Origin of the sequence: Streptococcus sp. ST16 (assembly GCF_046098135.1) — a bacterium.
Classification (GTDB): Bacteria; Bacillota; Bacilli; order Lactobacillales; family Streptococcaceae; genus Streptococcus.
Map to the genome: position 1 here is coordinate 1 of NZ_JBJUSE010000012.1, position 18,929 is coordinate 18,929.

Below are 18,929 nucleotides of genomic sequence, written 5' to 3' on the forward strand. Positions count from 1 at the left end.
ATCTTCATAACTCAATTTCATAATAAAACACCCCAAAAGTTAGATTTTTTCTGTCTAACTTTTGGGGTGCAGTTCATCAGGACACTGGGTTTTGTAGGTTCTTATCCATTTCGACGTTTACGGGCTAGTAGGGCTCTGTAAAAGAAGATGTGATTGTTTTGGATATAGGGAAGGAGTGAAAAACTAGCAATTCCAAAAGTAATCCAGTTGAGGAAGTACCAAGGGAGTAGTTGTAGGTCGAGGACAAAGCGTTGAAATTTGTAACCTTTCATCAAGAAACGGCTGGTTTTCAGGATTTGATGGGGTTTAGCATGTCCTAAATCCAGAGTGTCGCAGAGGAGGAATTCTACCTGCGAGTAGGCATAATGTTGTGGAATGTAGAGGATATTGCCCACAATCATCAAGATGAGACTCGCGAAAAAGTAGAGCCCAAAGGTCAGAAGGAACTGCTCCGTTTCAATGGATGAGAGGTCTAGTTTTGGAAATTCTGGATGTAGGGCAACAAATCTCCGAGCCAATAGGTTGCTATAAAAGAGAAAATAAATGCCTACTAAGTTTGGAATGCTCCATAAAAAGAGGTAGAAACGTTTGAGGAGCAGAGTTAGGAAGGTTTGCGAGAAGCGCTCTTCAGCAAAGAGGGCCAGGCTTGATTTTACTGAAAGTTCCGTATCAGGATCTTTGAGGAGTCGGAGTGTCGTAAAGGCAGCACCTGCTAGAAAAATCGTGCTCACAAAAGAAACCACTAGCGGGAAGAGATAGGCTTGGAGCACTTGTGCCAGCATGCTGAAAAAGGATTGTTCTAAAACACTTTCTTGGAGACGAGCCAAGGGGTTGAGAAAGCCCGACAAGATGACCAGCATACTAGGAAGGAGATAGACCAGAAGGAGGCGGGGATTTTCAGCCTGAAATTGCCTAGTCTGCAGACGAATAGTTTTTAAATCAATTTTTGGGTATTTCATTCTCTCATTATACCATAGTTCGTGACAGTTCCAGCTTTTTTTGATAAAATCATACAGTATGCCTTTGGGCACAAAGTATGAACTGGGACTGTCTTTCCCAGCTTCGGAGGTAGAAAATGTCAGATTCACCAATCAAATACCGTTTGATTAAGAAAGAAAAACACACGGGAGCTCGTCTAGGAGAAATCATCACCCCTCACGGCACCTTCCCGACACCTATGTTTATGCCGGTTGGGACCCAAGCTACTGTAAAAACCCAGTCACCAGAGGAGTTGAAGGAGATGGGATCAGGAATTATCCTGTCCAATACCTATCATCTCTGGCTTCGTCCTGGAGATGAACTCATCGCACGCGCAGGTGGTCTCCACAAGTTCATGAATTGGGACCAGCCCATCTTGACGGATAGTGGGGGTTTTCAGGTTTATTCCCTAGCAGATAGCAGAAATATCACAGAAGAAGGAGTAACCTTTAAAAACCATCTCAATGGTTCCAAGATGTTTCTATCGCCAGAAAAGGCCATTTCTATTCAGAACAATCTAGGCTCAGACATCATGATGTCTTTTGATGAATGTCCTCAGTTTTATCAACCTTACGACTACGTTAAGAAATCCATCGAGCGTACTAGTCGTTGGGCTGAACGTGGTTTGAAGGCTCACCGTCGTCCACATGACCAAGGTTTATTTGGGATTGTACAGGGGGCAGGATTTGAAGATCTTCGTCGCCAATCAGCGCATGATCTTGTTGGTATGGACTTTCCAGGCTACTCTATTGGTGGTTTGGCAGTGGGAGAAACCCACGAGGAGATGAATGCCGTCTTGGACTTCACAACCCAACTGCTGCCTGAAAACAAACCTCGCTATCTGATGGGCGTGGGAGCACCAGATAGCTTGATCGATGGAGTGATTCGTGGGGTGGATATGTTTGACTGTGTCCTGCCGACTCGTATCGCTCGTAACGGTACTTGTATGACCAGTCAAGGACGTTTGGTTGTCAAAAATGCTCAGTTTGCTGAGGACTTTACGCCATTGGATCCTGAGTGTGATTGCTACACATGTAAGAATTACACACGCGCCTACCTTCGCCACCTTCTCAAGGCTGATGAAACCTTCGGTATCCGCTTGACTAGCTACCACAACCTCTACTTCTTGCTCAATCTGATGAAGCAGGTTCGTCAAGCCATCATGGATGATAATCTCTTGGAATTCCGTGAGTATTTTGTAGAAAAATATGGCTACAATAAGTCGGATCGCAATTTCTAAAGTGTAAAAATAGAATGCTAAAATCCTAAGTTTTCTCTTAGGATTTTTCCTATTTTTTTGATAGAATAGGGAGTATAATGGAATGGGAATTAGGTGGTTTTTACTTCCTAATTTAATGGAGAATAAACTCGTATGCGTATTAAATGGTTTTCCTTGATTAGGATTACAGGTTTACTTTTAGTGCTCTTGTATCACTTCTTTCAAACAATCTTTCCTGGAGGCTTCTTTGGGGTAGATGTCTTTTTCACTTTTTCAGGATTTTTAATCACTTCCCTCCTTTTAGAAGAATTTGGGAAAAAACGCCAGATTGATTTACTGGGCTTTTTTAAGAGACGGTTTTACCGCATCGTACCACCTGTGGTTCTGATGGTTTTGGTGACCATGCCCTTTACCCTCTTAGTTCGCCAAGACTATGTTGCTGGAATTGGCGGTCAGATTGCGGGAGTTTTTGGTTTCATGACCAACTTCTATGAGATGTTAACAGGGGGAAGTTACGAATCCCAGTTCATTCCGCATCTCTTTGTTCATAACTGGAGTCTAGCTGTTGAGGTTCACTACTACATTCTTTGGGGATTGGCGGTTTGGTTCTTATCGAAACGTTCGAAATCTAGCAGTCAATTGAGAGGGATGGTATTTCTCCTTTCTGCGGGAGCATTCATTCTCAGCTTCTTCTCTATGTTTATTGGTAGTCTCATGGCTAGTTCTCATTCGTCTGTCTACTTTTCAAGTTTAACCCATGTCTATCCCTTCTTTTTAGGAAGCATTTTGGCGACGGTTGTGGGTGTTCGTCAGACGAGCGATTTAGTTAAGCAGTTTGATCGGACGTGGGATCTTCGTCAAAATCTACTGGTGTTTACTGCGGGCCTCTTGGTATTAGTACTCTTGACCTTCTTTGTCAAGTTTACCTACCTGTTCGCTTATCTATTTGGTTTCTTACTGGCAAGTTTAGCGGCCGTGATCATGATTTTTGCTGCGCGTGTCTTGCATGAGAAAACGCCTGAGATACAAGAGCCTCGGATAATCACTTTTCTAGCGGATACCAGCTATGCGGTTTATCTCTTCCACTGGCCTTTCTATATTATCTTTTCTCAGTTGATGAGTAATTTGCCTGCTGTTATTCTGACAATCATCTTTTCTTATTTCTTTGCTATCCTATCCTTCTATATTATTGAGCCATTGATTGCCGGTAAGACCAATGCTTTGGTTAGAAAAATCACTAAACTGCATCACATCAGACCCATTAGTGCTAGTGTTGTGGGCGTCCTTTCCTTACTTACCTTGATTATCATAGCTATGGCTCCTCAGGTTGGAGCTTTTGAGACAGACTTGATGGTCAATGGTTTCAAGCAAGCTCAGACCAATATAGGACAAACAAAGACTCTTGCCGAACAAGCTGAAGTCAGTCGCCTAGGAATTTCTGAGGGAACAAGCCTAATAGGAGATTCAGTGACTCTACGTGCCAATACAGCCTTAAAAGAGGCGCTTCCTGATGCAAATATCAATGCTCAGGTTAGTCGGACGACCAAGCAAGCCAATGACATCATGCTCAATAACAGTCAGAACAAGGCGCTTCTAAAAACGGTTGTCATTGCAACGGGAGTCAACAATCCTGAAGGTTATAAGAATGATTTGGACAGCATCGTGAACAATCTACCGAAAGGACACCATCTGATACTGGTGACACCTTATGAGGGAGACAAGAGCAAGGACACTTATGCATCAGTGGAGCAGTATGCGGCTTATGCGCGGGAATTAGCTGAAAAGAATCCTTATGTGAGCATTGCTGACTGGAATAAGGTCGCTAAGGAACACCCTGAAATCTGGGCTGGAACTGACCAAGTCCACTTTGGAAATGATAGCAGCATGATTGAAGAAGGTGCTAAACTTTACGCAGAGACGATTGCAGCTGCTGTTAATGCCGCTCAAGAACTGCCTGTAAAATCAAAATAAAATCAAAGAGTTGGAGATATCCAGCTCTTTTAAAATATCTCTAGAAAATAGGTCTATACCATTTACAAATGAAAAAGAAAGGTTTATAATGTAATTGACATAATAAATTGTAGAATCAATCTTTTAAGGAGGTTATCATTATGCCTAATTATATTAAAGCGGATCAGTTTTTCTACCCACACGGAGTTTGTCGTGGTGGTTACTTGGAACTTGTGGATGGCAAGTTTGGAAAACATGTAGAACAGATTCCTGAAGGAGCTGAGGTGATTGACTATACTGGTTATAGCATTGCCCCAGGACTTGTGGATACCCACATTCATGGATTTGGCGGTGTGGATGTCATGGATAATAACATCGAAGGTACCCTTCATACCATGAGTGAAGGACTACTTAGCACAGGAGTTACCAGCTTCTTGCCAACGACGTTGACTTCCTCTTACGAGCAGTTGCTTGCGGTAACTGAAAATATCGGTGCTCGTTACCAGGAAGCAAGTGGAGCCAAGATTCGTGGGATCTATTTTGAAGGGCCTTATTTCACAGAGAAATACAAGGGGGCTCAAAACCCTGCCTATATGAAAGACCCTCGTATGGATGAGTTTCGTGCTTGGCAAAAAGCAGCCAATGGTTTACTCAATAAAATTGCCCTTGCACCAGAACGTGAAGGTGTAGAAGACTTTGTACGAACTATCACTGGAGAAGGCGTAACGGTTGCTCTTGGACACTCAAATGCGACTTTTGATGAAGCTAAAAAAGCAGTCGATGCTGGAGCAAGCGTTTGGGTACATGCCTACAATGGGATGCGTGGGTTGACTCACCGTGAGCTCGGTATGGTGGGAGCAATGTATGAATTGCCACATACTTACGCTGAATTGATTTGTGATGGTCACCACGTAGATCCAAAGGCCTGTGACATTTTGCTCAAGCAAAAGGGAACTGAAAATATTGCCCTTATCACAGACTGTATGACAGCTGGTGGATTGGAAGACGGCGACTATATGTTGGGAGAATTCCCAGTTGTCGTTGCAAATGGAACGGCTCGCCTCAAATCGACAGGTAACTTGGCAGGTTCTATCCTCAAACTCAAAGATGGTTTGAAGAATGTGGTCGAATGGGGCATTGCGAATCCGCATGAAGCAGTCATGATGGCCAGCCTCAACCCAGCTAAATCAGTTCACATTGATGATGTGTGTGGTCAAATCCGTGAAGGTTATGACGCTGACTTTATCGTCCTAGATAAAGATTTGGAATTGGTAGCAACCTACCTAGATGGTGTGAAACGTTATCAAGCCTAAGAAGATAAAAAATAGGGGTCAATAAGGGACTCCTATTTTTATTATCAGATGAAAATAATAGGATTAAAGAAATTTCTAATGTGGAAAACAAGCAAAATCCTTTTCTTGTATTAAAAAATTAGATATAATATACGGTACAAAGGAAGTAGTAAGAATGTATCGTGTTATAGAAATGTATGGGGACTTTGAACCGTGGTGGTTCATAGAAGGTTGGGAAGAAGATGTCATCATGAGTCAATCTTTTGACAAGTATTATGATGCTCTAAAATATTATAAATCATGCTGGTTTGAGCTGGAAAAGAAGAATCCTCTTTATAAGAGTCGGAGTGATTTGATGACTATTTTTTGGGATCCTGCTGATAAACGCTGGTGTGATGAGTGTAATGAGTATTTGCAGCAGTACCATTCTTTGGCACTTTTACAGGATGAGCAAGTCATCCCCGATGAAAAGCTACGTCCAGGTTATGAAAAACAAACAGGTCAAGAAAAACACCGTTCTTGCCGTATGAAATGGAGATAAAAAAGTAACTTTTTAAGTTGCTTTTTTTATTTTTTTGCGAATAGTTAGATAAGGAGGGCGGTATGGTACAAGAAATTGCACAGAAAATTATTGCTACTGCGAAAGAAAAGAAGGCTCAGGATATCTATTTTATCCCCAAGGAAAAGTCCTATGAACTTCACATGCGGGTTGGAGACGAGCGGTGTCTAGTTGCCTCCTATGAGTTTGATGTTTTAGCTGCTGTGATTAGTCATTTTAAGTTTGTGGCGGGTATGAACGTAGGAGAGAAGAGGCGCAGTCAGCTGGGCTCTTGCGATTATCAGTATGGGGAGAAGAAGTCTTCTCTGCGTTTGTCTACCGTGGGAGATTATCGGGGACATGAGAGTTTGGTTATTCGTTTGTTGCACGATGAGGAGCAGGAGCTACATTTCTGGTTTCAGGATATGAACGAACTGGGTGGGCAGTACAGGCAACGGGGCCTCTATCTCTTTGCAGGTCCAGTCGGCAGTGGCAAGACGACCTTGATGCACGAATTAGCCAAGTCTCTGTTTAAGGGGCAGCAGGTCATGTCCATTGAAGATCCAGTAGAAATCAAGCAGGAAGACATGCTCCAGTTGCAGTTGAATGAGGCGATTGGCTTGACCTATGAAAATCTGATCAAACTGTCTCTCCGGCATCGTCCTGACCTCTTGATTATCGGTGAAATTCGGGATAGTGAGACGGCGCGTGCAGTGGTCAGAGCTAGTTTGACAGGTGCGACGGTCTTTTCAACCATTCATGCCAAGAGTATCCGAGGTGTTTATGAACGTCTTCTGGAGTTGGGGGTGACGGAGGAGGAACTAGCAGTTGTCTTGCAAGGAGTCTGCTACCAGAGATTAATTGGGGGAGGAGGAATCGTTGACTTTGCAAACAAAGACTATCAAGAACATCAGCCAACCAGGTGGAATGCGCAGATTGACCAGCTTCTTAAAGATGGACATATCACAAGTCTTCAGGCTGAAACGGAAAAAATTAGCTACAGCTAAGCAGAAGAAAATCATCACCCTGTTTAACAACCTTTTTTCCAGTGGCTTTCATTTGGTGGAAATTATTTCTTTCTTGGGGAGAAGTGCCTTGCTGGAAAAGGACTATGTGGCCCAGATGCACCAGGGATTGTCTCAGGGGAAATCTTTCTCAGAAATGATGAACAGTTTGGGGTTTTCAAGTGCTATTGTGACCCAATTATCTCTAGCTGAAGTTCATGGGAATCTTCATCTGAGTTTGGGAAAGATAGAAGAATATTTGGATAATTTGGCTAAGGTCAAGAAAAAGTTAATCGAAGTGGCGACTTATCCCCTGATTTTGCTGGGATTTCTTCTGCTAATCATGCTGGGGTTGAGAAACTATTTGCTACCTCAACTGGACAGTAGCAATATCGCCACCCAAATCATCGGTAATCTGCCACAAATTTTTCTTGGACTAGTGTTGGTTTGCTCTCTGTCTCTACTTTTAGCCCTCACTTTCTATAAAAGAAGTTCTAAGATGCGCGTTTTTTCGATATTGGCAAAATTTCCCTTTCTGGGAATCTTTGTCCAGACCTATCTGACGGCCTATTATGCGCGTGAATGGGGCAATATGATTTCACAGGGGATGGAGCTGACGCAGATTTTTCAGATCATGCAGGAACAAGGTTCCCAGCTCCTTAAAGAAATCGGTCAAGATTTGGCTCAAGCCCTGCAAAATGGTCGCGAATTTTCTCAAACAATAGCGACCTATCCTTTCTTTAAAAAGGAGTTGAGTCTCATCATCGAGTATGGGGAAGTCAAGTCCAAGCTGGGGAGTGAGTTGGAAATCTATGCTGAAAAAACTTGGGAAGCCTTTTTTACCCGAGTCAACCGCACCATGAACTTAGTACAGCCACTGGTTTTTATCTTTGTGGCCCTGATTATCGTTTTACTTTATGCGGCAATGCTCATGCCCATGTATCAAAATATGGAGGTAAATTTTTAAAATGAAAAAACTCATGACAAATTTAAAAAAAGCCAAGGTTAAAGCTTTCACTTTGGTAGAAATGTTGGTCGTCCTTTTAATCATCAGCGTACTCCTCTTGCTCTTTGTGCCCAATTTAACCAAGCAAAAGGATGTCGTAGATGATAAAGGAAAAGCTGCTGTTGTCAAGGTTGTGGAAAGTCAGGCAGAGCTCTATAGTCTGGACAAGAATGAAGATGCTAGCTTAAGCAAATTACAGGCGGACGGTCGCATCACAGCTGAGCAAGCCAAGGCTTATAAAGAATACCATGCACAACAAAAAACAAGTCAAACTGTTGCAGATTAAGGCCTTTACTATGCTGGAAAGTCTCCTTGTTTTGGGACTTGTGAGTATCCTTGCCTTGGGCTTGTCCGGTTCTGTTCAGTCCGGTTTTGCAGCAGTGGAAGAGCAGATTTTCTTTATGGAGTTTGAAGAACTCTATCGGGAAACGCAAAAACGCAGTCTAGCCAGTCAGCAAAAGACTAGCTTGAATTTAGATGGACAGACCATCAGCAATGGCAATCAAAACTTGACTGTTCCTAAAGGGATTCAGTCACCATCAGGACAAAGCATTATATTTGACCGAGCTGGGGGCAATTCGTCCCTGGCTAAGGTTGAATTTCAGACCAGCAAAGGAGCGATTCGCTATCAATTATATCTAGGAAATGGAAAAATTAAACGCATTAAGGAAACAAAAAATTAGGGCAGTGATTTTACTAGAAGCAGTAGTTGCTCTAGCCGTGTTTGCCAGCATTGCGACTCTTCTTTTGGGACAAATCCAGAAAAATAGGCAGGAAGAGGCAGAAATCTTGCAAAAGGAAGAAGTCTTGCGTGTGGCGAAGATGGCTTTGCAAACAGGGCAAAATCAGGTAAACATAAATGGAGTTGAGATTCAGGCATTTGCTAGTGAAAAAGGATTGGAGGTCTACCATGGTTCAGAGAAATTGCTGGATCTTAAAGAGCAGTAAGGTCAGAGCTTTCACTCTTTTAGAATCTCTGCTTGCGCTTATCGTCATTAGCGGTGGTTTACTTCTCTTTCAAGCCATGAGTCAGCTCCTCATTTCAGAAGTTCGCTACCAGCAACAAAGCGAGCAAAAGGAGTGGCTCTTGTTTGTGGATCAGCTAGAGGCTGAATTAGAGCGTTCGCAGTTTGAAAAGGTAGAAGGCAATCGCCTCTATATGAAACAGGATGGTAAAGATCTTGCCTTAGGGAAGTCAGCTTCAGATGATTTTCGGAAAACCGATAGCAGTGGACGAGGTTACCAACCAATGGTTTATGGCCTCAAATCAGCACAAATCACAGAGGAAAATCAATTGGTTCGCTTTCGTTTCCAATTTCAAAAAGGCTTAGAAAGGGAATTCATCTATCGTGTGGAAAAAGCAAAAAGTTAAGGCAGGCGTTCTTTTATATGCAGTCACCATGGCAGCCATTTTTAGCCTTTTGTTGCAGTTTTATTTGAATCGGCAAGTAGCTCATCACAAAGACTTTGCCCTAAACAAAGAAAAGTTGATCGCTTTTGCCATGGCCAAGCGAAGTAAAGATAAGGTTGAACAAGAAAGTGGGGAACGAGTCTTCAACTTAGGAAAAGTCACGTATCACAATACGAAAACAGGTTTTGCAACAAGTGTTCGTATGAATAAGGGCAACTATGAATTTCTCTTTCCTTCGATGAAACCCAAGAACAAGAAAACGGATAAAAAGCAACAGGTAGCGACTGATTCAAACCCAGAACAAAATCAACAAAAAACAGAAGATAAGGCAGAAAAGAAAGCCAATTCCTAGGCAATTCAACTTCTTTGTGTTACACTAAAAGCATGAAACACGATTTTAATCACAAAGCAGAAACCTTTGATTCGCCCAAAAATATCTTTCTTGCAAACTTGGTTTGTCAAGCAATTGAAAAACAGATTGCTCTTCTATCAGACAAGGCAATACTGGACTTTGGTGGTGGGACGGGTCTGTTAGCCTTGCCCCTAGCCAAGCAGGCCAAGTCGGTTACCCTTGTAGATATCTCGGAGAAAATGCTGGAGCAAGCCCGTTTGAAAGCAGAGCAACAAGACATCAAGAATATCCAGTTTTTGGAGCAGGATTTACTGGCAAATCCCTTGGAACAGCAATTTGACCTGATTGTTGTCAGTCGGGTTCTTCATCATATGCCTGATCTAGATGCAACTCTTGCCATGTTTTACCATCACCTTAGGGAGAAGGGACAAGTTCTCATCGCTGATTTTGTCAAGACAGATACCAACCATCATGGTTTTGATTTAGCTGAACTGGAAACCAAGCTCGCTCAGAATGGTTTTTCAAGCATTGACAGTCAGATTCTCTATAGTGCTGAAGGTCTTTTCCTAGGAAATTACGCAGAACTCTTTTTAACTGTAGCCCAAAAATCACTCGCTGACTAAAGCAGTGATTTTTTCTCTTCAGATGGAAAAAAGGAGGGAAATTTGATAAGATAGGAATATGGATTTTGAAAAAATTGAACAAGCTTATACGTATTTACTAGAGAATGTCCAAGTCATCCAAAGTGATTTGGCGACCAACTTTTATGACGCCTTGGTAGAGCAAAACAGCATCTATTTGGATGGCGAGACAGAGCTGGAGCAGGTCAAGGAGAACAATCAAGCCCTTAAGCGCCTAGCACTTCGTAAGGAAGAGTGGCTCAAGACCTACCAGTTTCTCTTGATGAAGGCGGGACAAACGGAGCTTTTACAGGCCAATCACCAGTTTACGCCGGATGCCATTGCCCTCCTCTTGGTACTTGTTGTAGAAGAGTTGTTTGAACAAGAGGAAATTAGCATCCTCGAAATAGGTTCTGGTATGGGGATTTTAGGGGCCACTTTCTTGACTTCTCTCTCTAAAAAAGTAGATTACTTGGGAATCGAAGTGGATGACTTGCTGATTGATTCGGCAGCCAGTATGGCAGATGTGATTGGTTTGCAGGCTGGTTTTGTTCAAGGAGATGCCGTTCGTCCGCAAATGCTTAAAGAAAGCGACGTGGTCATTAGCGACTTGCCTGTTGGCTATTACCCAGACGATGCCATCGCTTCACGCTATCAAGTGGCTTCTAGTCAAGAGCATACCTATGCCCACCATTTGCTGATGGAACAAGGCCTCAAGTACCTTAAGTCAAATGGCTATGCTATTTTTCTAGCTCCGAGTGATTTATTGACCAGTCCTCAAAGTGATTTGTTAAAAGGGTGGCTCAAAGACGAAGTGAGTCTGGCTGCTATCATCGCTCTGCCGGAGGATATTTTCTCAACTGCAAGCCAAGCTAAAAGTATTTTTGTCTTACAGAAGAAAAGAGACAAGGAAATAGAACCCTTTGTTTACCCTCTTACTAGCTTGCAAGATCCGTCAGTTTTGTTGACCTTTAAAGAAAATTTTCAAAATTGGAGCAAAGGTACTGAAATATAAAAGAGATTTTGTTATAATAGATGAAAACGCTTAAAAAGAGGTATCATCTTATGACAAAAACAATTGCAATCAATGCCGGAAGCTCAAGCTTGAAATGGCAACTTTATCAAATGCCTGAGGAAAAGGTTTTGGCTAAAGGCTTGATTGAACGTATTGGATTGAAAGATTCAATTTCAACAGTAAAATTTGACGGTCGTTCGGAACAACAAATTCTTGATATTGAAGACCATACACAAGCCGTTAAAATTTTATTGGATGACTTGATTCGTTTTGACATCATCAAAGGGTACGACGAGATTACAGGTGTCGGACACCGCGTCGTTGCAGGTGGTGAATATTTCAAGGAATCAACAGTTGTTGAGGGAGATGTGATAGAAAAAGTTGAGGAGTTGGGACTCTTGGCTCCTCTTCACAATCCAGCCAACGCAGCTGGAATTCGTGCATTTAAGGAATTGCTTCCAGATATTACCAGTGTTGTTGTATTCGATACTTCATTCCACACAACCATGCCAGAAAAGGCTTATCGCTACCCTCTACCAACTAAATACTACACAGAAAACAAGGTTCGTAAATATGGTGCCCACGGGACAAGCCACCAGTTTGTCGCAGGAGAAGCAGCGAAACTTTTGGGCCGTCCTCTAGAAGATTTGAAATTGATTACCTGCCATATTGGTAATGGGGCTTCTATCACAGCTGTTAAGGGTGGGAAGTCTGTGGATACTTCTATGGGATTCACACCACTTGGAGGTGTGATGATGGGAACTCGTACAGGAGATATTGACCCTGCTATCATCCCTTACCTCATGCAATATACAGAGGATTTCAACACCCCAGAAGATATTAGCCACATTCTCAATCGTGAATCAGGGCTCATGGGAGTTTCTGGTCAGTCAAGCGATATGCGTGATGTGATTGCTGCCATGGAAGCAGGAGACCATGATGCGACTTTAGCTTATGAAATGTATGTTGATCGTATCCAAAAACATATTGGCCAATATCTTGCAGTCCTAAATGGAGCAGATGCAATTATCTTCACAGCAGGTATCGGTGAAAATGCAGCAAATTTCCGTGAGGATGTCATTTCAGGTATCTCTTGGTTTGGTTGTGATGTAGATCCAGAAAAGAATGTCTTTGGTGTAACGGGAGACATCTCAACGGACGAAGCGAAAATACGTGTCTTGGTTATTCCAACAGATGAAGAATTGGTGATTGCACGCGATGTTGAGCGCTTGAAAAAATAAGTAAATACACGTAAAATTTGATTGTGAAAAGAAGTTGGGAAAGAGATTTTCCAGCTTTTTTTATGTAGGAAATGTCTAAAGCCTTGCTGTTATTGGCTTTTTCAAAAAATATGGTATAATAGTAGTAATTTAAAGAGGAAGTTAGATTTTTTGATTTTAAAAGGATTGAAGAATTAAGAATTGTATTTTTTAAGAAACTAACCAAAAACTAACCAAGGAATGTATATTTTTAGTCAATGAATATAGAATAAAGTGGATCAGGAAACTGGTCTGTTTTATTTTGTAGTTATTGAGTGAAACTGGTCTATTTTAACTTGACAGTCATACGCATAATGTGTATAATAGTAAATGTAAGGAGGTAACAACGATATATGCCACTTACAGGAAAAGAAATGGTGAAACTAGCCCTTGAGAATGGATGGGTTGAAGTTCGTCAAAGGGGTAGTCATCATCATTTTAAGAAGGAGGGTTTTTCTTATCTTGTCACTATTCCAGTTCATGGAAATGAAGATTTGGGAAAGGGATTGGAAAGAAAGATTCTCAAAGATTTAGGATTGTAAGTCTTACATTCCTAAGTCTTTTCACATTGGAGGTAGTAGAATGTTAAAAACGTATCCAGCTATATTTCATAAAGAAGGAACAGGATATTGGGTAGAATTTCCAGAATTTGGTGGTGGTACAGAAGGAAAAAATATCGAAGAAGCGATGAGAAATGCCCGTGAAATGCTTGAAAATATTTTAGCTTCTTATATCGATGAAGGGATGGCGTTGCCTACTCCGAGTGATATTTTAAAGATTGAGGTTTCAGATGGTTTTGTATCAATGATTCAAGTTGATCCTGCGCCTTTTGTGAGAAGTAATAAGGCGATTAGGAAGAATGTGACTGTTCCTGAATGGCTAGTCCGTCTTGCTGATCGAGAAAAAATTAACTATTCAGAAGTGCTAGCGCAAGCGCTAGAGAAGAAATTGCAAGTTTGATTTTAAGGAATAGTTATTGATGCTTAAGGAGATAGAATATGGAAATTAAAGAGATAAATTATCACGATAGACTTCCAAAAAATATGGTTTCAAAGTTTAATTATTTTGTGAAGGACTTTTTGAAAGAGCATCCGGATCAGTTAGATAAGATGGATTTTGATGAGGTTATGACGATTAACAAAGAATATGAGGCGGATTTAGAAGTCTATTTTGTTAAATTTATGTTGTGTAAAAAGGGAAAAGGCGGATTTTTCTCTCTCGCTAGTACAGTTAATGAGTTGTTTGTGTCTTGTAATGATGAACTTTGGGGAACTGTGATTTTAGAGTAAAAAGCGAAGGAAATTCAAATATTCCTGGATATTTAATTCGTATTTTAGGTCAAAATGTTCAAACACGTATTCAAAATTTGTTCGGGAATAGAAAAAATAACACTATCTTAGATAATGTTATTTTTTTTGTTTTCATTGTAGAAATCGGTGGCTATTTCTTTGACGTAGTTTTCGTATTTTGCAGGAATGTCAGCATTTATAAGGTAGTTTTGAAAGTTGAAACTATCATCTATAGGATATTCATTGTTGACTAAGCTCATAAAGTCTAGGATTCTTGCCTTTTCACTATCATTCTCTATATGATTTTTATAGGTGTCTATTTGTGAAAGTGAGTTGTTGCAGTCGTCATTGATGAGATGATGTTTTTCATGTAAAAGTATATTTATTTTCTCAATGTCTGTTGTGTCAGAACGTAAGAAGATGAAGTGTTTGTTGTTTACAAGGATATATCTACCTTTGCTTGATAAGTTGTTAAGAGTGATAACTTGACAGTTTAATTGTTCAATCTCTTTTATAACTTTGTTTAGATTCATAGTTATTTCTTATTAGAAAAGTAGTCTTTTAGAAAGTTCTTGATGATTTCTCTATCGTTATCTGTGATGGGTGTACCATCATAAGCGACTGAATTATCAATAGCGTTGTCTATGTCAACCTCTAAGTCAAGATCAGGAATATCTGTTTTACCTAAAAGATAGTCTGTGGAAACATTGAAGAAGTCTGCTAGTTTTTGTAAATTTTCTGCTGATGGTTTTCTTAGTCCCTTTTCCCACTGTGCATAGCTTTGAGGAGATGTGTTGAAGTGACTTGCTATTTCCTTTTGAGTTAGTTTTTTATTCAGTCGAGTTTCTTTTAGTCTATCTTTAAATTCCATAATTTGTACCTTTTTGAAATAAAGTAAAAAATTTTAAAAAAAATTAAAAAAAGTATTGACAAAGTAATCAACTGATTGTATAATAGTTTATGTAATCAGTTGATTACATAAAAAACTAAAAGAGTTGAACTTTGAAAATTTAATAAAAAACGTGTCAGACAACAACGAGCATTGACTAACACGATTAAATGTAGCAATTTAATTATATGTGAATTTTAGGAAAATGTCAAGTTTTGTTTGATTGTAGGTATGTTTCATGAAATGTATCTACAAAACTTTATAGATTCTAAACTCTTTGCTGACTTTTCTTAGTAGGACTAAGGGAAAAACAGATAACGTACAATTGCATAGATTGTGCAAAAAGTTGTCGTTTTGGGGTAGTATTCAAAAGATTTAATGTAAAGGCGGACTAACAACTTCATAATGTTGTAAATGATGGATATTGTTTTAGTAATAATTTCAACCATAATGTTCTCTTTTCTAATTTTTTTGAAAACAAAAATCCAGCAAAGTGTGTTTCCATCTTACTAAGCTGTTTACGATATTTTGTTTTTGGTGAATTGGTATTATTATACCATAAGTAAATGGGGTTGGCAAGGAGTTTAGAGTTTGTAAAGTTCACGTTGGGTTTTTCGTCCTTTTGCCTTAGTAGATAAGAAAAGGGAACTGATGGCTGTGGTACAGTCAATGATACTTCTTAGAAGGTAGCTAGAGTGAGATAGTGAGGTCTATGTGTTGTATGGTCGGTGTGTGAGAGTAAAATCTTGCTAATGCTTTTGGGTAAGAAAGAGGGGATATTGAGTTATCCTTAAATTTGTGACCTTGGCGAAGAGAGTAGGAATGTCGAGAGATATTCTGAAAGTATGCGAAGATAGGAGCATACATTTTTATATTGCTATATTCTATTAAAAATAAGAAAGTGGAATTGATGGCCGAGAACGGTGTGGTTGAAGAATGTGAAGCAAGAGTGAGATTATGTGTAACTTGGAATGGAACGTAAAAAGGCTTTGAAAATAAGCCTTTTTATTTTTGCAAAAATTAACAATAACTAGATTTTTATAAAACAGGTCTTGTCCTGATAAAGATTGAAAGTATTGTTAGTTTTCACAAGGGAATATAAGAAGTATTCCTTTATGTAAACTAACAATATGAGTAGAAAGAGTTGAAGAGGAGAAAAGATGATAAATGAGATATTTAAGGAAGTTTCTATACTTGTAAGAGTGATGATTTGGAACGCTGTTCCGCCTATGATTTTCTATATGATTGTAGGTTCTGTTTATGCTTCTTTGATGTTGTATTTTGTTATGATTGTTACGGATTCTGTATTAGATTTCGGAGGTAATATGTAAGAATGATAAACGTATCAAAAGCATTGATTCTATTTAGAGAAAGAAATAATAAGTCAGAAGATGATTTGGCAAACTTTTTAGGAATCCAAAAGAAAGCATATAAACGTTATGAAAGTGGAGAACGTGAACCTAGTCTTGATAAGCTGTATAAGTTAGCTTACCTTTATAACTGCAAAGTTGATGATTTTATCAATGTAGATGAAAAAATTCGCTGTGAAGCGTGAAGACGTCTTGTCAACTAAAGATTTAGATAATCTAGGTTGTCATCATCAGTTTTCTTATGGATTGGTAATAATGTTGACTAAAGGAAAAAAATATGAAGAAACGATTCGCTTTAGTGTTGATGATAATACTAAGTATGTTTATAAGAGTGAAGTGAAGCGATTCTTACTTGACCTAGTAGAAAGGATTGAGTAATAGGAAAGAGGTGTATTAAAATCGAAGAGTATGGTTATAAAGAGGGTCAAGGTTTAAGAACTTATTCAGAAGAATGGATCATAAAAGAGTATAACCGAATTTATAGTCGATTCTGCTGGAATTTGAAAATCTATGCTCATGTAAAAAATGGTGCTGATGTTTATGTATCTTCTAAAAAATGTTGTGATGATTTGTATTATCAGTTGTATGCTGTAGGTCAGTTGACTAGAAGTTATTACAGTAAGATAATTTCTAAGATTGAAAGAACATATAATCGTTTTAGAGAAGATGGAGTGATTATCGAATTTTAAATGTTATTTTAAATAGGTGTGTTGATTAAGAGTCAGTTTTACTGGCTTTTTTATTTTGAGAATGAAGGAGAATTTATGATAGTAGTTATTTATAAACGATCACGTTCACCATCTAATGAATGAGGTCGAAAAAGAAAAAAACATTATTTAAAATAAAAAAGGAAAAAAGGAGAAAATAATTAATGTTTAAAACTAATGAATATAAGGCTTTTGGTTCTATTCGTAAGACTAAAGTTGCTGGTGCTTGTGGTGTTATTTTGGCTCTTGCTATGATGGCTATGGTAACTAACGGGAATGTTTCTGCTGATGAAGTAAAACCATCATCACCTGCAACTACTGAAGTTGCTAAACCTGCTGAATCGCCTAAAAAAGAAGCTAAAGCTGATTCAAAAGTAGAAGCTAAAAAAGAAGAAACTGTTAAACCTGTTGAATCACCAAACTTGGATTCTGCTGTTGAAAAAGCAAAAAGCGTAGGTATTAAAGTAACTGAAAAAGAAAAAGTTGGTTATGATACGGAGGCAGAAGCTAAGGCAGATGAAAAAGCGCAAGTTGATGAAATTGACAAGAAGATTGCTGAAAAAGAGCTGAATATCAAGGAAATTGAAACAGCTAAAGGTCAAAACAATCAAATCAATGCTGACAATAAGTCTGCTATGGAAAAAGCTGGCTTGAAACATACAGGTGATTATCCAAAAGATAAGAAAACTGTTGATGGTTACAATGCGCAAGCGAAGAAAGAAAATACAGCTAATGAAGCTAAGTTCAAGAAAGAAAAGCTGGAAGCTGAAAGAATCAAAGCTAAAGACAAAGCTATCATGGAAGCTAAAGGCTTGAAATTCACTGGTAACTATGCCCAGGATCAAAAGACTGTTGATGCATGGAATAAGGCTAACGCTGGTAAAGTGATTAAGTCGATTCAAACAGGATTGACTGCTAATGCTAATACTACTTTTGAAGTTATTTCAGGTGGTTCTAAGGCTGTTGCTCCTGACTATACAGCTAATGTTATTCAAGGGTATGCTCGTAATACTAACTTGGATGCTAGCTTTGATAATGTGTTCCTTCTTGATGATAAGAGTGGAACAATTAAAATTAAAGTTAAGAACACTACTAATGGTGATGTGACCTTAACATTTAGCAATATTACACCATCTGCTGAATCAGGATTTATTCGTAGTTATGTAGCCTTGTGGGCAGGTGAAGATGGTGGTATTGGATATGGTGTCTTTATTTCTGCTGGCGCTGGTGAAGCTAACGGTGGAGGAGGTGTTGATGGTCAAGGTGGAGGTGGTGCCTCAGGTGCCTACCGTAACGATCGTCAAGGCTGGGTTAAAATGGTGACTGTTGGAGTTTTGACTGATTCTGATAACGTTAGTGAAGTAACTGTAAATGATGTTGATAGCAATCAAGTTATTGATGTGTCTAGTCTAGATGGTGCAAAAGTGACAACTGGTAAGAATATCACACAAAGTGGTAACTCATTTACTGCTAATGATGAAGCAGAATCACAAAGTACAGCAGGGGTGCTTGATTCTAATGGTATTGGTTGGTCATTTGCTAAAGGTCAAAAGATTAACTTTACTTTCATTCACTCAAACACTTCTGATACAAGCTATTCTATCGTGGGTGGTTTGTTTGGTCGTGCTTCTCAAAAAGAAGTTAAGCAAGAGCCTATTTCTATTGAGAAATACAATGATCCAAAATACACTCCTAAACCATACGTTCAAATTAAACCTTATGTTCCTGTACCACAAGAAAAACAAGTGGAAGTAGAATATCATAAGGCTTACGTTAAGGAAGTTCCTGTAACCCCTGAATCTCCTGAACCACAAAAACCACAAGAACCTAATAAGCCATCATTGCCTGAAACTGGAACAGCTTCTAGTATGCTTGGTTATGTTGGTACTGGTATCTTGTCAATGTTAGGTCTAGTGGGTGTGAAGCGTAAGAAAGAAGCAGAATAAAATAGTTTAATGTTATAAAAGGTGGTAGAGTAACAGGAACTACCACCTTTTTATTTTTGTAAAAACTGTAAATAGAAAAGGAAA

23 protein-coding genes are annotated in these 18,929 nt (G+C 39.4%); 20 read left to right on the forward strand and 3 right to left on the reverse strand.

The genetic code is table 11. From position 1 onward, the window contains the following. Positions 1-101: 101 nt before the first annotated feature. The gene (locus tag ACIY14_RS07570; protein WP_409002132.1) at positions 102-959 is read right to left on the reverse strand and encodes a DUF975 family protein; all 858 of its coding nucleotides are present in this window, start codon (positions 957-959) and stop codon (positions 102-104) included. Positions 960-1,075: 116 nt separating this feature from the next. Here ACIY14_RS07570 and tgt point away from each other — a divergent pair, with 116 nt between their 5' ends. The 17 genes from tgt to ACIY14_RS07655 all read left to right on the forward strand — a co-directional run bounded on the left by tgt (position 1,076) and on the right by ACIY14_RS07655 (position 13,933). Continuing rightward, on the forward strand, positions 1,076-2,218 hold the full coding sequence (gene tgt, locus ACIY14_RS07575) for a tRNA guanosine(34) transglycosylase Tgt (RefSeq protein WP_409002133.1): 1,143 nt from the start codon (positions 1,076-1,078) through the stop codon (positions 2,216-2,218). 132 nt (positions 2,219-2,350) lie between these two features. Next, positions 2,351-4,168: an acyltransferase family protein gene (locus ACIY14_RS07580; protein ID WP_409002134.1), complete on the forward strand. Its 1,818-nt coding sequence runs from the start codon at positions 2,351-2,353 to the stop codon at positions 4,166-4,168. A gap of 140 nt (positions 4,169-4,308) precedes the next feature. After that, positions 4,309-5,460, forward strand: a complete 1,152-nt coding sequence (gene nagA / locus ACIY14_RS07585; protein WP_409002135.1) for an N-acetylglucosamine-6-phosphate deacetylase — start codon at positions 4,309-4,311, stop codon at positions 5,458-5,460. 154 nt (positions 5,461-5,614) lie between these two features. Then, positions 5,615-5,980, forward strand: coding sequence for a DUF1033 family protein (locus tag ACIY14_RS07590; RefSeq protein WP_000286397.1), 366 nt, complete (start codon positions 5,615-5,617; stop codon positions 5,978-5,980). A gap of 62 nt (positions 5,981-6,042) precedes the next feature. Further along, entirely contained in the window at positions 6,043-6,984 is a 942-nt protein-coding gene (gene comGA / locus ACIY14_RS07595; protein ID WP_409002136.1) for a competence type IV pilus ATPase ComGA, read from the forward strand. Continuing rightward, positions 6,932-7,948 (forward strand): competence type IV pilus assembly protein ComGB, encoded by a 1,017-nt coding sequence (comGB, locus tag ACIY14_RS07600; protein WP_409002179.1) that lies wholly within the window; start codon positions 6,932-6,934, stop codon positions 7,946-7,948. The genes comGA and comGB overlap by 53 nt, the downstream gene beginning before the upstream one ends. Before the next feature lies 1 nt (position 7,949). Further along, positions 7,950-8,273 carry a competence type IV pilus major pilin ComGC gene (gene comGC / locus ACIY14_RS07605; RefSeq protein WP_409002137.1) on the forward strand — a complete coding sequence of 108 codons (324 nt, stop codon included), beginning with the start codon at positions 7,950-7,952 and terminating at the stop codon, positions 8,271-8,273. After that, on the forward strand, positions 8,236-8,670 hold the full coding sequence (comGD, locus tag ACIY14_RS07610) for a competence type IV pilus minor pilin ComGD (protein ID WP_409002138.1): 435 nt from the start codon (positions 8,236-8,238) through the stop codon (positions 8,668-8,670). The genes comGC and comGD overlap by 38 nt, the downstream gene beginning before the upstream one ends. Beyond that, a complete protein-coding gene (gene comGE / locus ACIY14_RS07615) occupies positions 8,633-8,935 on the forward strand; it encodes a competence type IV pilus minor pilin ComGE (RefSeq protein WP_409002139.1) in 303 nt (100 codons plus the stop codon). Before comGD ends, comGE begins: the two co-directional genes overlap by 38 nt. Continuing rightward, positions 8,898-9,359, forward strand: a complete 462-nt coding sequence (comGF, locus tag ACIY14_RS07620) for a competence type IV pilus minor pilin ComGF (protein WP_409002140.1) — start codon at positions 8,898-8,900, stop codon at positions 9,357-9,359. The genes comGE and comGF overlap by 38 nt, the downstream gene beginning before the upstream one ends. Next, the gene (comGG, locus tag ACIY14_RS07625; RefSeq protein ID WP_409002141.1) at positions 9,337-9,750 is read left to right on the forward strand and encodes a competence type IV pilus minor pilin ComGG; all 414 of its coding nucleotides are present in this window, start codon (positions 9,337-9,339) and stop codon (positions 9,748-9,750) included. Before comGF ends, comGG begins: the two co-directional genes overlap by 23 nt. Positions 9,751-9,782: 32 nt before the next feature. Beyond that, positions 9,783-10,373, forward strand: coding sequence for a class I SAM-dependent methyltransferase (locus tag ACIY14_RS07630; protein ID WP_409002142.1), 591 nt, complete (start codon positions 9,783-9,785; stop codon positions 10,371-10,373). 58 nt (positions 10,374-10,431) lie between these two features. Then, positions 10,432-11,385 (forward strand): class I SAM-dependent methyltransferase, encoded by a 954-nt coding sequence (locus ACIY14_RS07635; protein WP_409002143.1) that lies wholly within the window; start codon positions 10,432-10,434, stop codon positions 11,383-11,385. Positions 11,386-11,435: 50 nt separating this feature from the next. Continuing rightward, complete coding sequence (locus tag ACIY14_RS07640; protein ID WP_409002144.1) at positions 11,436-12,626, forward strand: acetate kinase; 1,191 nt, start codon at positions 11,436-11,438, stop codon at positions 12,624-12,626. 371 nt (positions 12,627-12,997) lie between these two features. Further along, positions 12,998-13,186, forward strand: a complete 189-nt coding sequence (locus tag ACIY14_RS07645; protein WP_001131503.1) for a type II toxin-antitoxin system HicA family toxin — start codon at positions 12,998-13,000, stop codon at positions 13,184-13,186. A 40-nt stretch (positions 13,187-13,226) separates the two neighbouring features. Continuing rightward, a complete protein-coding gene (locus tag ACIY14_RS07650; protein ID WP_125828207.1) occupies positions 13,227-13,604 on the forward strand; it encodes a type II toxin-antitoxin system HicB family antitoxin in 378 nt (125 codons plus the stop codon). A gap of 38 nt (positions 13,605-13,642) precedes the next feature. After that, positions 13,643-13,933 (forward strand): hypothetical protein, encoded by a 291-nt coding sequence (locus ACIY14_RS07655; RefSeq protein WP_254726515.1) that lies wholly within the window; start codon positions 13,643-13,645, stop codon positions 13,931-13,933. A gap of 107 nt (positions 13,934-14,040) precedes the next feature. Here the strand turns inward: ACIY14_RS07655 and ACIY14_RS07660 are convergent, their stop codons facing one another. Both ACIY14_RS07660 and ACIY14_RS07665 read right to left on the reverse strand, forming a co-directional pair. Next, a complete protein-coding gene (locus tag ACIY14_RS07660) occupies positions 14,041-14,466 on the reverse strand; it encodes an ImmA/IrrE family metallo-endopeptidase (RefSeq protein WP_409002145.1) in 426 nt (141 codons plus the stop codon). Between the two features lie 2 nt (positions 14,467-14,468). Then, on the reverse strand, positions 14,469-14,804 hold the full coding sequence (locus ACIY14_RS07665; protein ID WP_409002146.1) for a helix-turn-helix domain-containing protein: 336 nt from the start codon (positions 14,802-14,804) through the stop codon (positions 14,469-14,471). 1,351 nt (positions 14,805-16,155) lie between these two features. On the opposite strand from ACIY14_RS07665, the gene ACIY14_RS07670 reads away from it, so the two are divergent. From ACIY14_RS07670 to ACIY14_RS07680, 3 genes are all read left to right on the forward strand, one after another. After that, complete coding sequence (locus ACIY14_RS07670) at positions 16,156-16,377, forward strand: helix-turn-helix transcriptional regulator (protein ID WP_409002147.1); 222 nt, start codon at positions 16,156-16,158, stop codon at positions 16,375-16,377. Further along, entirely contained in the window at positions 16,367-16,570 is a 204-nt protein-coding gene (locus ACIY14_RS07675) for a hypothetical protein (RefSeq protein ID WP_409002148.1), read from the forward strand. The genes ACIY14_RS07670 and ACIY14_RS07675 overlap by 11 nt, the downstream gene beginning before the upstream one ends. Before the next feature lie 493 nt (positions 16,571-17,063). Then, the gene (locus ACIY14_RS07680) at positions 17,064-18,845 is read left to right on the forward strand and encodes an LPXTG cell wall anchor domain-containing protein (RefSeq protein WP_409002149.1); all 1,782 of its coding nucleotides are present in this window, start codon (positions 17,064-17,066) and stop codon (positions 18,843-18,845) included. The last annotated feature ends 84 nt before the right edge of the window (positions 18,846-18,929 follow it).

Excerpts from the sequence above, each read along its gene's own strand:
- ACIY14_RS07640 (WP_409002144.1), top strand. The coding sequence starts at position 11,436 with ATGACAAAAACAATTGCAATCAATGCCGGAAGCTCAAGCTTGAAATGG.
- ACIY14_RS07655 (WP_254726515.1), top strand. The coding sequence starts at position 13,643 with ATGGAAATTAAAGAGATAAATTATCACGATAGACTTCCAAAAAATATG.
- ACIY14_RS07645 (WP_001131503.1), top strand. The coding sequence starts at position 12,998 with ATGCCACTTACAGGAAAAGAAATGGTGAAACTAGCCCTTGAGAATGGA.
- comGB (WP_409002179.1), top strand. The coding sequence starts at position 6,932 with ATGGACATATCACAAGTCTTCAGGCTGAAACGGAAAAAATTAGCTACA.
- tgt (WP_409002133.1), top strand. The coding sequence starts at position 1,076 with ATGTCAGATTCACCAATCAAATACCGTTTGATTAAGAAAGAAAAACAC.
- ACIY14_RS07670 (WP_409002147.1), top strand. The coding sequence starts at position 16,156 with ATGATAAACGTATCAAAAGCATTGATTCTATTTAGAGAAAGAAATAAT.
- comGE (WP_409002139.1), top strand. The coding sequence starts at position 8,633 with ATGGAAAAATTAAACGCATTAAGGAAACAAAAAATTAGGGCAGTGATT.
- ACIY14_RS07570 (WP_409002132.1), bottom strand. The coding sequence starts at position 959 with ATGAAATACCCAAAAATTGATTTAAAAACTATTCGTCTGCAGACTAGG.
- nagA (WP_409002135.1), top strand. The coding sequence starts at position 4,309 with ATGCCTAATTATATTAAAGCGGATCAGTTTTTCTACCCACACGGAGTT.
- ACIY14_RS07680 (WP_409002149.1), top strand. The coding sequence starts at position 17,064 with ATGTTTAAAACTAATGAATATAAGGCTTTTGGTTCTATTCGTAAGACT.
- ACIY14_RS07630 (WP_409002142.1), top strand. The coding sequence starts at position 9,783 with ATGAAACACGATTTTAATCACAAAGCAGAAACCTTTGATTCGCCCAAA.
- comGF (WP_409002140.1), top strand. The coding sequence starts at position 8,898 with ATGGTTCAGAGAAATTGCTGGATCTTAAAGAGCAGTAAGGTCAGAGCT.
- comGC (WP_409002137.1), top strand. The coding sequence starts at position 7,950 with ATGAAAAAACTCATGACAAATTTAAAAAAAGCCAAGGTTAAAGCTTTC.
- ACIY14_RS07635 (WP_409002143.1), top strand. The coding sequence starts at position 10,432 with ATGGATTTTGAAAAAATTGAACAAGCTTATACGTATTTACTAGAGAAT.
- ACIY14_RS07665 (WP_409002146.1), bottom strand. The coding sequence starts at position 14,804 with ATGGAATTTAAAGATAGACTAAAAGAAACTCGACTGAATAAAAAACTA.
- ACIY14_RS07590 (WP_000286397.1), top strand. The coding sequence starts at position 5,615 with ATGTATCGTGTTATAGAAATGTATGGGGACTTTGAACCGTGGTGGTTC.
- ACIY14_RS07650 (WP_125828207.1), top strand. The coding sequence starts at position 13,227 with ATGTTAAAAACGTATCCAGCTATATTTCATAAAGAAGGAACAGGATAT.
- comGD (WP_409002138.1), top strand. The coding sequence starts at position 8,236 with ATGCACAACAAAAAACAAGTCAAACTGTTGCAGATTAAGGCCTTTACT.
- ACIY14_RS07660 (WP_409002145.1), bottom strand. The coding sequence starts at position 14,466 with ATGAATCTAAACAAAGTTATAAAAGAGATTGAACAATTAAACTGTCAA.
- comGA (WP_409002136.1), top strand. The coding sequence starts at position 6,043 with ATGGTACAAGAAATTGCACAGAAAATTATTGCTACTGCGAAAGAAAAG.
- ACIY14_RS07580 (WP_409002134.1), top strand. The coding sequence starts at position 2,351 with ATGCGTATTAAATGGTTTTCCTTGATTAGGATTACAGGTTTACTTTTA.